Raw genomic sequence first — 13,690 nt, 5'->3', positions numbered from 1 at the left:
TTTACTTGTGAGTCCGCGCGATGATGCGTTCGGATCCAAAGCTGACGGTGACGATAGTGCCGACGCCGGGGCTGCTGTCGATATTGAACTGCGCGTTGTGCAGATCGGACAGGGCCTTCACCAGCGGCAGGCCAAGGCCCGTACCTTCGTGTGTGCGGTTCAGGACCGATTCCACCTGACCGAAGGCCGATAGCGCGCGGGGAATATCTTCCTTGGCAATACCAATACCCGTATCGCCCACGATGATATCGATGCCGCCGACGTCGTTTACACGCGCCGCTGCCCACACCTGACCGCCGGGCGGGGTGAATTTGACGGCATTGTTCAGAAGATTGATCAGGATCTGCTTTACGCGCAGCTCGTCGGCATAGAGCTGCGGCAGACGCGGCTGAATATCGGCGGTCAGCTTCTGGCGGTTCCGGCTGGCCCGTTCGCGCACCAGATTGACGCAGCCTTCGATGGCATGGCCGATGTCGAAGGGCCGCTCCACCAGCTCGAACTTACCGGCCGCCACCTTCGAAAGATCGAGGATGTCGTTGATAATGTTCAGAAGATGCGAGCCGGAGGAGAAGATGTCGCCTGCATAAGATCGGTAACGGTCGGACCCCAGGGCGCCAAACATCTCGTTCTTCAGGACTTCCGAGAAGCCGAGGATCGCATTGAGAGGCGTGCGCAATTCGTGGCTGACGCTGGCCAGGAATTCGTCTTTGGCACGGGCGGCGGCTTCGGCGGCATGGAAGGCTTCGCGCAGTTCGCGCTCATTGGAGCGCAGCGTATTCACCATGCGGTTGAAGGCGCGTACCACGGTGCCGAGCTGATCGCGCGACTCCCATTCCACCATCTGCCATTCCTGGTTCTCGACCTTCTCGATCGCCTGCAGCAGCAGGGCGAGGGGGCGGAACACAAGATGCTGCAGCGACAGGAAGACGATACCGACCATCAGGAAGGCGCCGATGGCAATAGCAGCACCTGCGGTCACCAGTTGCAGGCGCAGTGTCTCGTTAAGGCTTGCGCGCGACAGGGCGACTGTCAGCTGACCCAGAGGTACGGTATCGCGGGCGACCGGATGTGGCACGGTTCTGGTGACGGCGATGACCAGCGGCCCTTCGATGGTGCCAAAGGCATGCAGGGGGCGACCCAGCTCGTCCACCAGCTTGGCGCCTACCACGTCCGGATCCTTGGACAGAGTCTGCACAAGGCGGATGATCTGCGAGGTATTGAGTTCCCAGACCGGCTGGCTAAGCGCCTGGACCTGCACGTCGGCCATAACGGTGGCGCGGGTCATAAGGGCGCGGCGCCCGTCTTCGGCTGCGGTCGACATCAGCACGACCAGCAACAGACAGAGCGCAACCGTCATCAAGGGGACGACGATAACCGCCAGCTTTACCTGGAGAGACGCCCGGGAGAACACCCCTTCGCCCCGAAGACCACGGCGCTTTTTCTGCGCGTCATCCTCTTTAGGGGGCTGCGCGCCGACCTGGCCGGGAGTCCAACCTGGATGCCCGGGAGGCGGCCGATCGTTTTGATTTGTACCGCTGATGCGGTTGGTTTCGGGTGCTGGTTCCGCCACCACTGATCTTGCCGCTTTCGCTACTGGTCATCACTTGGGCGCGGCCCGATGGTTGTGACATCCGGCTAACTTACGACCCTTCGGCCACTTTAACGCGTTCCCCGGCGATTTCCTACAAGAACAAAGTCTGTTGACGAGGAGGGGTAGGGGCAGCAATGCTCTCGCCCCATGTTGCTCCTCGCTCTCGACCAAGGCACTACCTCCACCCGCGCTATCCTATTGACGCAAGAGGGTAAACCTGTTGCGTCAGACCAGCGTGAATTGCCGCAGATCTTCCCCCGTTCGGGCTGGGTCGAACATGATCCGGAAGAGATCTGGCGGGCGACGGAGGCCGTCATCGGTGGCGCACTGGCGAAAGCCAATGCGAAAGCAAGCGATGTGGTTGCGCTGGGGATAACGAACCAACGCGAAACCACCATCATCTGGGATCGCCGCACCGGCAAGCCGATCCATAACGCCATCGTCTGGCAGGATCGTCGCACGGCCGATGTGTGCGAGCGTCTTGAAAAAGCTGGCCACGGGCCAACCTTCACGGCGAAGACCGGGCTGTTGCTCGATCCCTATTTTTCCGGCACCAAGATTGCCTGGATCCTGGATCAGGTCTCCGGTGCACGGGATCTGGCGGCGGCTGGCCATCTGGCTTTCGGCACGGTGGATTGTTTCCTGCTCTGGCGCCTGACGGGCGGCAAGGTTCATGCGACCGACGCGACCAATGCCTCGCGCAGCCTGCTTTACGATATCGCCAAGGGCGATTGGGACGATGAGCTCTGCGGTTTGCTGAATGTGCCGCGCAGCCTGCTGCCCCAGGTGGTGGATAGCGCGGGCGTGGTGGGTCATACCGACCCCAAGCTGTTTGGCCACGCCATTCCCATTGCCGGTATCGCAGGCGATCAGCAGGCGGCGACGGTCGGACAGGTTTGTTTTGCACCCGGAACGATCAAGTCGACGTACGGTACCGGTTGCTTCGTCGTGCTGAACACCGGCGCGACCCGGGTTGCTTCTAAGAATAAGCTCCTGACCACCATCGCCTATAAGATGGGTGGCAAGCCGACCTATGCGGTCGAGGGATCCATCTTCGTCGCGGGTGCTTCGATCCAGTGGTTGCGCGATGGGTTGAAGCTGTTTGCCTCGGCCGGGGAAACCCAGGCACTGGCGGCAGCGGCCCCTGCAGATGACGGCGTCTATCTGGTGCCAGCCTTCACCGGCCTTGGTGCGCCCTATTGGGACGCCCATGCTCGGGGCGCGATCCTGGGGCTGTCGCGGGATACCGGCATTGCGACCCTGGTGCGGGCGGCGCTGGAAGCCGTCTGCTATCAGACCCGCGATCTGCTGACCACGATGCAGGCAGACGGGGCGGATAAGCCGGTTGCCCTGCGGGTGGATGGCGGCATGACCGCGAACGATTGGGCGATGCAGTTTCTGGCCGATATCCTGGATGTTCCGGTCGAGCGGCCGAAGATCCTGGAGACGACGGCGCTGGGCGCTGCTTATCTCGCGGGGCTAGGCGTCGGCCTTTATCAATCGACGGACGATCTGGCAAGCCTTTGGCAGCGCGACCGCCTGTTCGAACCCAACATGGATGCCGGACGGCGCGACCGTCTTTATGCCGGATGGCGGCAGGCAGTTGATCGGATTTTGACGAAATAACTTAAAGTTCACCATGTAACTCTTTGGTGAATCTTTCTATTTCCGCTTCTTCGCGGCGATAGAAAGTCCATTGTTTAATGCGCTTGGCCTTGACCAACCCGGTCGAGGTCAACTGTCGCATATGTTCGGACAAGGTCGGCTGACTGATGCCGAGCTTGTCCGCCAGGAACAATCCGCAGACCCCGTCCTCGATTAGATCGCCATCCTGCTGGGGCGGAAAATGCGCCGTCGGATCCTTGAGCCAGTAGAGGATCTGCAGGCGCCGCTCGTTACCCAGAGCGCGGAAAATTTCAGACAAAGACATATTGCCAATTAGCCAATCGACGAATTATGGTCGCTTCATCTTATCGAGAGAAGGGCAGAAGGCAATGCATTTCGATCCAGGCGTCTCGGACATCCGCGCGGCTTACGAGCGTATCTCCGGCCATATCCGCCGCACTCCGGTGATTGAGGTCGATGCAGCGGATTTTGGATTCGCTGGCCAGCAACTGACCTTGAAGCTCGAACTGCTCCAGCACTCCGGATCCTTCAAGGCGCGCGGCGCTTTCACCCATCTCTTGGGGGCGGAGGTGCCAGCGGTCGGCGTGACGGCTGCTTCCGGTGGTAATCACGGCGCGGCGGTTGCCTATGCTGCTGGAAAGCTGGGAGTGCCCGCCAAGATCTTCGTCCCCTCCGTCGCGGCGCAGTCCAAGATCGACCGGATCCGTGCGACAGGCGCCGATCTTGTGATTGCAGGTGACCGCTACGCCGATGCCTTGGCTGCCTCCCAGGAGCATGTGGCCAAAAGCGGCGCGCTGCCGATCCATGCCTATGATCAACCGGCCACGCTGCTCGGTCAGGCGACGGTCGGGCTGGAGTTCGAGGAGCAGGCGCCGGAGGTGGATACGATCCTGGTCGCGGTCGGCGGCGGCGGCTTGATCGGCGGCATGGCCAGTTGGTATCGCGGCCGCAAGAAACTGATCGCCATCGAGCCTGCAAGCGCGCCGACCTATGCGGAAGCCCTGAAAGCGGGGCAGCCGGTGGATACGGACGTAGGGGGGATCGCGGTCGATTCCCTGGGTGCCCGCCGGATCGGCAGTCTGATGTTCCCGTTAGCGAGCCAGTATGTGGCGGCTTCGGTCCTGGTTGCCGATGAGGCGATCCGTGAAGCGCAGAAGCTGCTTTGGAAGCAGTTGCGGATCGTGGCCGAACCGGGCGGCGCGACAGCATTGGCAGCGCTTATCAGCGGTGCCTATAAGCCGGAAGCAGGCGAGCGGGTGGGACTGCTGGTCTGTGGCGGCAATCCGATGGTGGAGCCGTCCTTCTAACGGGGGTGCTTACGACCCGGCCGGAGCAGTCTGGCCGGGTTTTACCCGCGCCCAATAGACGATGCAGTTGCTGGTGCGGTCGCGATGAAACCAGTAGTCGCGGTCGGCCTTGGCTTTCTTGAACGGGTCGAACAGGTTCAGGCCGGTCCCTTTGGCGCCTCCGACTAGAGCCGAGCCGTTAGGGCCGGTGAAGGAGCCAGAATATTTGAACGGCACCTTCTGATTGAACTGGCCGACCGAACAGAGTTTCGACAGTGCCTTGTCTATATCGCCAACCTGCCAGTTCGGCAGCGGCGTGCGCACCACATGAGTCACGCCCTTGGGCGCCCGCAGGGTCGGGTAGGTGTCCTGCTGAGCAAGCGAAACCATCGGCAGAAGGCCGACAGCAAGCGTAAGCAGGACAAGACGAGCGGTGCGCATGTCCGAAAGCTACATCAAACGAATGTCTTGCGCCACAAGCCTTATGCGGCGTCGCAGCGCAAGCGGCGCTTGGTGGTCTCGATGAAACGGTCGAAACCCAGGGCCGGCAGGCAGCTCGGGCAGCCTTCGCTTAAGAGCTTGGTGGCTTCGGCGATGGTGGAATGGGGCAGAGGCGTCGGCACATTCTCCACATGCTCGAACCCGCCGGTCACGGAATCATAGGCCATCAGGTCGCCGGTGGTCAGATCGAAATACCAGCCGTGCAGGGCCAGAGTTCCGGCTTCCACCCGCTCGCGCAGCCAGGGGAAGGTCAGCAGGTTCGACAGCGAGACCAGAACGGCGGCCTGTTCGACCGTGCGGCGGCGGTCGACATCCGTCGCATCCTGGGGCAGGGCGGTGAGGGCGGTCAGGGCCGGTTTGGCGATCTGCACCCAATCGGCAACGAACTCATACTGATCGGCGGTGCCTTCGGCCAGGGCGCGCAGGCCGCCACATTGGGCGTGTCCCAGGACAACCAGATGGTCGACATTCAGGCCGCAGACCCCGAACTCGATGGCAGCCGAGGTGCCGTGATAGGCATGGTCGGCCTGGCGGGGCGGCACGATGGCGGCGACATTGCGCACGACAAACAGATCGCCGGGCTTGGTCTGGGTCACAATCGCGGGATCGACGCGACTGTCAGAGCAGCCGACGATCAGCACCGCAGGCGACTGGCCACGGTTGGCGAGGTCCTGATAGAGCGCCCGATCCTGCTCGAAATAAGTTTCGCGGAAAGTTGCAAAGCCCTGCGCCAACCGCGCCATTGCCTCGTCCATCGCACGCTCCCTATCGTCATACGCACAAATCTTGCGCCCCAAATGGCACGCTGGAAAAGCGAAAGCAAGGAAAAGCCACGGCCGCGATGGTCGCTTCAGATTGGGGATTGCATCCGATGTCGGATGCCCTTATGGTCCGCGCCCTTTTTTTGACAGTCGGTGGAGGCGGGGCGATGCAGTGCGGATTGGATTTTGGTACGTCGAATTCGGCAATCGCAGTCTCCCAGGATGCAGCGGCAGGGCATCTGATCCCGCTGGAGGGCGACAACCGCACGATGCCCAGCGCCCTGTTTTTTGCCGAGGCGGATAAGTCCGTCAGCTATGGCGCCAGTGCCATGAACCGTTATCTGGGCGGCGAGGAAGGCCGCCTGATGCGGGCGCTGAAATCGACACTCGGCACCGGGCTGATCCGCGAAGACACCGTTGTGCTGGGGCGCCGTCGCCCCTTCACCGAAATTCTGATGATCTATCTGTCCGAGGTGAAACGCCGGGCCGAAGCCTCCCTGGGCGGCAAGCTGACCCAGTTGGTGCATGGTCGCCCGGTGCGCTTTGTCGAAGATGATCCCGAAGGCGATGCCGCAGCCGAAGCGGCCTTGCGCGATCTCGCCCATGCCATCGGCTATAAGGACGTGGTGTTCCAGCCCGAACCGATTGCCGCCGCAACGGCAGTCGAGACGGGACTTGAGGCTGGAACGCTGATCCTGATCGCCGATATCGGCGGCGGCACCTCTGACTTTTCCATTGTCCGCGCCGACCCCAAGCGCCAGCGCGTTTTGTCCCACGACGATGATATCCTGGCGGCCCATGGCCTGCGCCTGGGCGGTACCGACTTCGACCGGCTGCTGAACCTTGCGACCGTCCAGCCGGAATTTGGCTATGGGCAGGCGATGCTGCGCGATGGGCTGGCGCCGCCCAACTGGCTGTTCACCAAGCTGGCGAGCTGGGCGGAGATCAACCAGCTCTATACCCTGAAGACCAAGCGCGAAGTGGCCTCGATGTCGGAGGAGGCGAGCACTCCTCGTCCGCTGCAGCGCCTGAGCCATGTGCTGGCCGAGGAACTGGGGCACCGGCTGGCGTCGTCGGTGGAAGCGGCCAAGATCCGGCTGTCGGAAACCCCCTCGACTCCCGTCGATCTGACCGCTGTCGAAGCCGGTCTAACGGTCGACGCAACGCAGGAAGCCCTGGGCGCAGCTGTGGATGCCGGGATGGTTCGTCTGACCGAAGCGACCCATGAAACCTTGCGTCGCGCCAATCTGACCGGCGAGCGTATCGGCGCCCTGGTCTTCACCGGCGGCTCCAGCCTCATGCCCCTGGTGCGACACGCCATCGCCCGGGCGCTGCCGATGGCCCGCACGGTCGACTATGATGCCTTCGGTGGTGTCGCGGCCGGTCTCGCTCGTTCCGCACGTCTCGTCTTTGCTTGATGGGAACCTTCTCCCCCTGGCAGGCTTAAGCTAAGGGGAGAAAAAAATGCCTGACGGACAATTGGCGTTACGGCTGGCCGTGGCGCTGGCTATCGGCCTGCTGATCGGACTGGAGCGCGGCTGGAAACACCGCGATGGCGAAGAGGGCAGCCGCACGGCGGGCCTGCGGACATTCGCGATTACGGGGCTTCTGGGCGGCGTCGCAGGCGCCCTGGAGCAGATCATGGGGCCCATGATCCTGGCGGCAGTGTTCCTGGCCTATACGGCGGCCCTGCTGCTCTATACCCGGATGAAGATCGCGGCCGACGATAATGAAAATTACGGCGCGACCAGCACGATTGCTGCGCTGCTGACGTTGGCCCTTGGGGCGATGGCTGTGGTCGGCGAAATGCAGGTCGCCATCGGTGCCGGTGTTGCCGTGGCAGTGCTGCTGGCCTTGAAGCAGCCGCTGCATTCCTGGCTGAAGCGCATGAATTGGGAAGAGTTCCGCGCCGTGCTGATGCTGCTGGCGATGGGTTTCCTGCTGCTGCCCTTGCTGCCGGATCGCACCATCGATCCCTGGGACACCATCAATCCCCGCACCGTCTGGATCATGGCAATAGCCATTTGCGGGGTGTCTTTCCTGGGTTATGTCGCGGTCAAGGCGGCAGGCGCGGAGGCTGGGTTGACTCTGGCGGCGGTGACCGGCGGGCTTGCATCCTCTACCGCCACCACGGTGACCCTGGCCCGAATGGCCAGGCAGACGAGCGGATCGGAAGCATCGGCGCCGATGCTGCTGGCGGGGGCCATTCTGCTGGCCGGGGCGGTCATGATGGGCCGCGTCATCGTCGTAGCGAGCGTCCTCAACGCCGAGATGCTTCTGCCCCTAGCCGGGCCACTGGGGGCGGGTGCGGCGGCTTCCCTGATCCTGGCGGGCGGCATGATGCTCTATCATCGCCATTCTGCCGGAAGCGCGCCGAACCTGGAAATCAAGAACCCATTCGAATTCAAGATGGCGCTAAAGCTCTGCGCGATCATCACCGTCCTACTGGCGGCGGCGAAGATCGCTCAGCGGTATCTTGGCGAAAGCGGATTGCTGGGGTTGGCGCTGATATCCGGCCTTGCCGACGTCGATGCTTTGACGCTGTCGCTGGCGCGGATGGCTGGAAACGAAGTGACACCGACGATGGCGGCGGGCGGTATCGGCCTTGCCGTTGCCTCCAACAGCATCAGCAAGGCCGTTCTGACCACGGCCATCGGCGGGAAAGCCGTCGGGCTTTGGGTGGCCGCCGGGACGGTCGTTATTATCGCGGCAGGCGCAGCCGGTTACTGGGTCCTATCAATGGCCCTTGCCGGAGATTAGGCGCCGGATATTCACGATCACATCGTCGAACATCTGCTCCGTCAGGCGGCCGGTGTTCACGTTGTAGCGCGAGCAGTGATAGCTATCGACCAGGGTCAGGCCCGGTTTTACCGCATGCACGGCATTATGGGCAAAGCCGTGGCGGGCGACCGGGATCTTCAGGCTGCGCAACACGCTCTGATGGGAAATGGTGCCCAGCGCCAGGATGACCTTCAGCCTGGGCATCGCTGCCACTTCGCCGATCAGGAAGGGGCGGCAGTTGTTGATTTCCTCGCCCACCGGCTTGTTTTCCGGCGGCACGCAGCGCACGGCATTGGTGATCCGGCAGTCGTGCAGGGTCAAGCCATCGTCCGGCCGCTTGTCGTAGGTGCCGCTGGCAAAACCATGGCGCTTCAAGGCGGCATAGAGCGTGTCTCCGGCATAATCGCCGGTGAAGGGGCGTCCGGTGCGATTGGCACCGCGCAGGCCGGGGGCGAGGCCGACGATCAGCAGTGACGCGTCGTCAGGCCCCCAGGTGGGGACGGGGGCATTATGACCGCCGGGCAAAATCGACTTCGCCTCGTTGCGGAAGGCAACGAGGCGAGGGCAAAGCGGGCAGTCCTTTGAAGGAGCAGGGATCAATCGACGTCGCCGTCGCGCTGGATGAAGCGGGGCGCTTCATCGGCAAAACCGCGACCGCCAGCAGCCGGAGCGCCGTCACGCGGAGCCGAATGGGCGCGGGCGATCTGGGTACCCAGATCCTGAAGTTCGACAAAGACATCGGCCTGACGGCGCAGTTCGTCGGCGACCATCGGCGGCTGGGTGCGGATGGTCGAAACCACCGTCACGCGCTTGCCCTTGGACTGCACGGCTTCGACCAGACGGCGGAAGTCGCCATCGCCGGAGAAGAGGACGAAGTGATCGACGAAGGGAGACAGTTCCATCATGTCGATGGCCAGTTCCACGTCGATATTGCCCTTCACCTTCCGGCGGCCAAGGCTGTCGGTATATTCCTTGATCTGCTTGGTGATGACCGTATAGCCGTTATAATCGAGCCAATCGACCAGCGGACGGATCGGCGAAAATTCCTGGTCTTCGTTCAGGGCAGTGTAATAGAAGGCGCGAATCAGCATGGCCTTCTTGGCAAACTGATCCAGCAGCTTGCGGTAATCGATGTCAAAACCCAGGGTGCGGGCAGCCGAGTAGAGATTGGCGCCGTCGATGAAAACGGCGACCCGTTCGGTCGGATAGAAATGCATGACGCTACCTTCTATATCTTCAGGTGATATCGCTTGTGGGGACGGGGATACCGCCTCCAAATCCGACGCGACGTTAAACTGAGGGTGTACATGACTGCAAGCCGTAAAAATCCAGCAGAAGTGAAGAGCAAATCACCGGCTATTTTCATAGCGCTTGGCGGAAACCTGCCTTCTCATGCTGGCAGCGCAGACTTGACCTTGCGGTCAGCTCTGGATGACTTGCACGCCGCTGGTGTAATTATTGAGGCCTGCTCGCGTTTCTATCGCAGTGCCCCGGTTCCAGTGTCGGACCAGCCCGACTTCATTAATGCCGTCGCGCGGGTATCGACGGATCTGGCTCCAGCGGAGCTTTTGGCCCTGCTGCACCGGATCGAGGCAACGTTCGAACGGGTACGAACGGTACGGAACGCGGCCCGCACGCTAGATCTGGATCTGCTGGCTTATGGGGATTTCGTAGCCAATGAGCCTGCCTTGCCCCATCCGCGTCTGCAGGATCGGGCCTTTGTCTTATTGCCCTTGCAGGAGGTCGGCCCGGACTTCCGCCATCCGCTGAAGGGCCTGACGGTCACGGAAATGATCGCTGCCCTGCCGCCAGGGCAGGTGTGCATCCCGATGACGGCAGGCGGTTCGGCTTGATTTGTCAAGGCTGGCGTTCTATAAGCCGCGTTCAGCTTAGTTTCATTGCTAGACGAGTGTCCCATGGCCCGCGTTACCGTCGAAGATTGCGTCCTGAAAGTTCCCAACCGTTTCGAACTGGTCCTTTTGGCCGGTCAGCGGGCGCGTGATATCGCCTCGGGCACCCAGATCGCCGTCGATCGCGATAACGACAAGAACCCGGTCGTCGCCCTGCGCGAGATTGCCGAGGACAAGCTCGACCTCGAAGTGATCCGCAACCAGCTGGTGAAGGGTCTTCAGAAGGCCGTCGACAATGACGAGCCGGAAGACGAAGTCATCGAGTTCCTGTCGAACGAACAGGATCTGGCCCGCGACATGGCCGTCAACGACGCGCTGGACGGCGCCGACGAAGACGATTTGGCCGACGAGCCGGTTGTTGCGGAAGACGACAGCGAGGCTTGATCGCTGCGCGATGCAGGGTGGCTTTTCGTCCCCTTGAATCGCAGGAACGTGTACAGGACGGCGCTCCCGGCAGGGGGCGCCGTTTTTCGTCGCGTATGACGGTTTCTGTCTCTTGCTTGTTTTGCTCCGCGTGACAAACTGGTTAACGAGACGAAACGGTAAGGGTAAAGGTGGCGTAGCGTGGCAGCGGCAATGATCCGTCAGTACGAGTTGGTTGAGCGCGTGCGGGCTTATGATCCCGGCGCGGACGAAGATCTGTTGAACCGTGCTTACGTTTTCGCTCTCAAGGCCCATGGCGCCCAGACGCGTGCCTCCGGCGATCCCTATTTTTCGCATCCCCTGGAAGTCGCAGGCATCCTGACCGACTACCGCCTCGATGCCGCATCTATCGCTACGGCACTGCTGCATGACGTGATCGAGGATACGCCGATCACCCTGGGCGAGATCGACAAGGCATTCGGCAAAGATATCGGCCGCTTGGTGGACGGCGTCACCAAGCTGACCCGCCTGGAGTTGCAGTCCGATCAGACCAAACAGGCGGAGAATTTCCGTAAGCTCGTGCTGGCCATGTCGGAGGATATCCGCGTGCTGCTGGTCAAGCTCGCGGACCGTCTGCACAACATGCGCACGATCCATTTCATCCAGGATCCGGCCAAGCGCCGCCGGATTGCCTCGGAGACGATGGATATCTATGTGCCGTTGGCCGAACGTATCGGTATCCATGAGCTGAAAGACGAGCTGGAGGATCTGGCGTTCCAGCAGATCAACCCGGATGCCCGCGACTCGATCCTGACGCGTCTGGAATTCCTGCGCGGCAACAACGCCAATGTCATCGACGAGATTATTGCCGAGCTGAACAGCAAGCTCGAAGAGGCGGGGATCCAGGGGACCGTTACCGGGCGCGAAAAGCAGCCCTTCTCGATCTGGCGCAAGATGCAGCGCAAGAACGTCGGCTTCGAACAGCTCTCCGACATCATGGCCTTCCGTGTCGTCGTGCCCTCGATCGAGAAATGTTACGAGACTTTCGGCATCATGCATGCCGCCTATCCCTCGGTGCCTGGGCGCTTCAAGGATTACATCTCCACTCCGAAACCCAACGGCTATCGCTCCATCCATACCGCCGTGATCGGCCCGAAGCGTCAGCGCATCGAAGTGCAGATCCGCACCCAGGAGATGGAGGAGGTTGCCGACCTCGGTGTTGCCGCCCATTGGCAGTACAAGCAGGCGGGTCCCCAGAAGACCGAAGGCAAGCAGTACCGCTGGCTGCGCGAACTGCTTGATATCCTGGAGCATGCCGCCGGGCCCGAGGAATTCCTCGAACATACCAAGATGGAGATGTTCCAGGACCAGGTGTTCGTCTTCACGCCCAAGGGCGACCTGTTCGCCCTGCCGCGTGGCGCGACCCCGGTCGATTTCGCCTATGCCCTGCATAGCCAGATCGGCGACACCTGCGTTGGTGCCAAGATCAACGGCCGGATGACCCAGCTTCGGACGCCGCTCAATAACGGCGACCAGGTCGACATCATCACCTCGAAGGGCCAGACGCCCTCGCCGGACTGGGAAGACTTTGTCGTCACCGGCAAGGCCAAGGCGCGGATCCGCCGTTTCATCCGCACCCAGCGGCGAGCGCAATATGCCAGCCTGGGCCGCGCGATCATCGAAAAGGAATTCCGGCACGAAGGTTATTCCTTCACGGAAAAGGCGCTGGATCCCGTTCTCAAGAACTTCCAGGCGCAGACGGTCGAAGATCTCTATGCCGCTGTCGGTGAAGGGCTGGTCACGGGCCGTGAAGTCATTCACGCCGTCTTCCCCGGCCTGAAGCCGACCGTTCCGAAGCAGAATACCCTCGTCCCGATGGGCAAGCCCTCTCAGAAAAAGGGCGAGAAGGGGCTGCCGCTGCGAGGACTCATCCCCGGCATGGCGGTGCATTATGCCCGTTGCTGTCACCCGCTGCCGGGGGATCGCATCGTCGGCATCGTCACCACCGGCAAGGGCGTCACGATCCACACCATCGACTGCGTCAGCCTCGAAGTCTTTGCCGAAACGCCGGAACGCTGGATCGACGTTGCCTGGGAAACCGACGGTCTCGATCCCGAAAAGCACGTCGGGCGTATCCATGTCATCGTATCGAACGAGCTTGGCTCCATCGGCACGCTCGGCACCGTGATCGGCAAGAACCTCGGCAATATCACGAATTTCAAGATCACCAACCGCTCGGTGGATTTCTTCGAGATCCTGATTGATGTCGAGGTAAAGGACGTGCGGCATCTGACCAACGTCATCGCAGCCCTGCGTGCGACACCGGCCATCAATTCGGTGGATAGGGCGCGCGGCTGATGATCATCGGGATCGGCAACGACCTCTGCGACATCCGGCGGATTGAAAAGTCCCTAGCCCGATTTGGTGACCGCTTCAAGAACCGGGTTTTCACGGATATCGAGAAAGCCAAGGCCGACCGGCGGGCGGCGCCCGCAGGCACTTACGCTAAGCGCTTTGCCGCCAAGGAAGCCACCGCCAAGGCTCTGGGGACCGGAATCAATTTCGGCGTTTCCTGGCGGGAGATCGGCGTTGTCAATCTGCCGGGCGGCAAGCCGACCTTGGTGCTGACCGGCCGTGCGGCCGAGAAATTGGCCGAACTGACGCCCGAAGGCTACCGCGCCCAGATCGACATCACCCTGACCGACGAATATCCACTGGCCCAGGCGTTTGTGATGATCTCGGCGGTTCCGATAAAGTAATTATACAAAATGACCGTCATCCCGGTGCTCGACACCGGGATCTCCTCCGGGAGCCTGTCCAATTAAGACCGTGACGGTTCTGCAACGCCCCCGGGATCAAGTCCCGGGATGA

The 13,690-nt window shown here is 61.8% G+C and carries 14 protein-coding genes; 8 read left to right on the top strand and 6 right to left on the bottom strand.

The window, feature by feature from the left end; all coding sequences use genetic code 11:
* Position 1 precedes the first annotated feature (1 nt).
* A complete protein-coding gene (locus tag ACFSM5_RS09315) occupies positions 2-1,411 on the bottom strand; it encodes a sensor histidine kinase (RefSeq protein WP_379876056.1) in 1,410 nt (469 codons plus the stop codon).
* 327 nt (positions 1,412-1,738) lie between these two features.
* On the opposite strand from ACFSM5_RS09315, the gene glpK reads away from it, so the two are divergent.
* The gene (gene glpK / locus ACFSM5_RS09310) at positions 1,739-3,217 is read left to right on the top strand and encodes a glycerol kinase GlpK (protein WP_379876055.1); all 1,479 of its coding nucleotides are present in this window, start codon (positions 1,739-1,741) and stop codon (positions 3,215-3,217) included.
* Between the two features lies 1 nt (position 3,218).
* Here glpK and ACFSM5_RS09305 read toward each other — a convergent pair whose 3' ends face one another.
* Positions 3,219-3,521: an ArsR/SmtB family transcription factor gene (locus ACFSM5_RS09305; protein WP_379876054.1), complete on the bottom strand. Its 303-nt coding sequence runs from the start codon at positions 3,519-3,521 to the stop codon at positions 3,219-3,221.
* Between the two features lie 64 nt (positions 3,522-3,585).
* Between ACFSM5_RS09305 and ACFSM5_RS09300 the strand changes: the two genes are divergently transcribed.
* A complete protein-coding gene (locus tag ACFSM5_RS09300; RefSeq protein WP_379876053.1) occupies positions 3,586-4,524 on the top strand; it encodes a threonine/serine dehydratase in 939 nt (312 codons plus the stop codon).
* A gap of 9 nt (positions 4,525-4,533) precedes the next feature.
* On the opposite strand, the gene ACFSM5_RS09295 is transcribed toward ACFSM5_RS09300, so the two are convergent.
* Both ACFSM5_RS09295 and ACFSM5_RS09290 read right to left on the bottom strand, forming a co-directional pair.
* Positions 4,534-4,944 (bottom strand): hypothetical protein, encoded by a 411-nt coding sequence (locus tag ACFSM5_RS09295; protein WP_379876052.1) that lies wholly within the window; start codon positions 4,942-4,944, stop codon positions 4,534-4,536.
* Positions 4,945-4,985: 41 nt separating this feature from the next.
* Complete coding sequence (locus tag ACFSM5_RS09290) at positions 4,986-5,759, bottom strand: carbonic anhydrase (protein ID WP_379876051.1); 774 nt, start codon at positions 5,757-5,759, stop codon at positions 4,986-4,988.
* 116 nt (positions 5,760-5,875) lie between these two features.
* On the opposite strand from ACFSM5_RS09290, the gene ACFSM5_RS09285 reads away from it, so the two are divergent.
* Both ACFSM5_RS09285 and ACFSM5_RS09280 read left to right on the top strand, forming a co-directional pair.
* Entirely contained in the window at positions 5,876-7,183 is a 1,308-nt protein-coding gene (locus ACFSM5_RS09285; RefSeq protein ID WP_379876050.1) for an Hsp70 family protein, read from the top strand.
* Between the two features lie 46 nt (positions 7,184-7,229).
* Complete coding sequence (locus tag ACFSM5_RS09280) at positions 7,230-8,525, top strand: MgtC/SapB family protein (protein WP_379876048.1); 1,296 nt, start codon at positions 7,230-7,232, stop codon at positions 8,523-8,525.
* Here ACFSM5_RS09280 and ACFSM5_RS09275 read toward each other — a convergent pair.
* Positions 8,502-9,071 carry a uracil-DNA glycosylase gene (locus ACFSM5_RS09275; RefSeq protein WP_379876047.1) on the bottom strand — a complete coding sequence of 190 codons (570 nt, stop codon included), beginning with the start codon at positions 9,069-9,071 and terminating at the stop codon, positions 8,502-8,504. The genes ACFSM5_RS09280 and ACFSM5_RS09275 overlap by 24 nt on opposite strands.
* A 71-nt stretch (positions 9,072-9,142) precedes the next feature.
* A complete protein-coding gene (locus ACFSM5_RS09270) occupies positions 9,143-9,763 on the bottom strand; it encodes a LabA-like NYN domain-containing protein (protein ID WP_379876046.1) in 621 nt (206 codons plus the stop codon).
* A gap of 90 nt (positions 9,764-9,853) precedes the next feature.
* On the opposite strand from ACFSM5_RS09270, the gene folK reads away from it, so the two are divergent.
* The 4 genes from folK to acpS all read left to right on the top strand — a co-directional run bounded on the left by folK (position 9,854) and on the right by acpS (position 13,578).
* Positions 9,854-10,399 (top strand): 2-amino-4-hydroxy-6-hydroxymethyldihydropteridine diphosphokinase, encoded by a 546-nt coding sequence (gene folK, locus ACFSM5_RS09265; RefSeq protein ID WP_379876045.1) that lies wholly within the window; start codon positions 9,854-9,856, stop codon positions 10,397-10,399.
* A 63-nt stretch (positions 10,400-10,462) separates the two neighbouring features.
* A complete protein-coding gene (gene rpoZ / locus ACFSM5_RS09260) occupies positions 10,463-10,840 on the top strand; it encodes a DNA-directed RNA polymerase subunit omega (protein ID WP_379876044.1) in 378 nt (125 codons plus the stop codon).
* Between the two features lie 192 nt (positions 10,841-11,032).
* Complete coding sequence (locus tag ACFSM5_RS09255) at positions 11,033-13,177, top strand: RelA/SpoT family protein (protein WP_379876264.1); 2,145 nt, start codon at positions 11,033-11,035, stop codon at positions 13,175-13,177.
* The gene (gene acpS / locus ACFSM5_RS09250) at positions 13,177-13,578 is read left to right on the top strand and encodes a holo-ACP synthase (RefSeq protein ID WP_379876043.1); all 402 of its coding nucleotides are present in this window, start codon (positions 13,177-13,179) and stop codon (positions 13,576-13,578) included. The genes ACFSM5_RS09255 and acpS overlap by 1 nt, the downstream gene beginning before the upstream one ends.
* Positions 13,579-13,690 lie beyond the last annotated feature (112 nt).

The sequence above is a fragment of the Lacibacterium aquatile genome (assembly GCF_042683105.1).
Classification (GTDB): domain Bacteria; phylum Pseudomonadota; class Alphaproteobacteria; order Elsterales; family Elsteraceae; genus Lacibacterium; species Lacibacterium aquatile.
The sequence above is the reverse complement of the archived record's forward strand: the minus strand, read 5'-3'. Positions and strand labels throughout refer to the sequence as shown.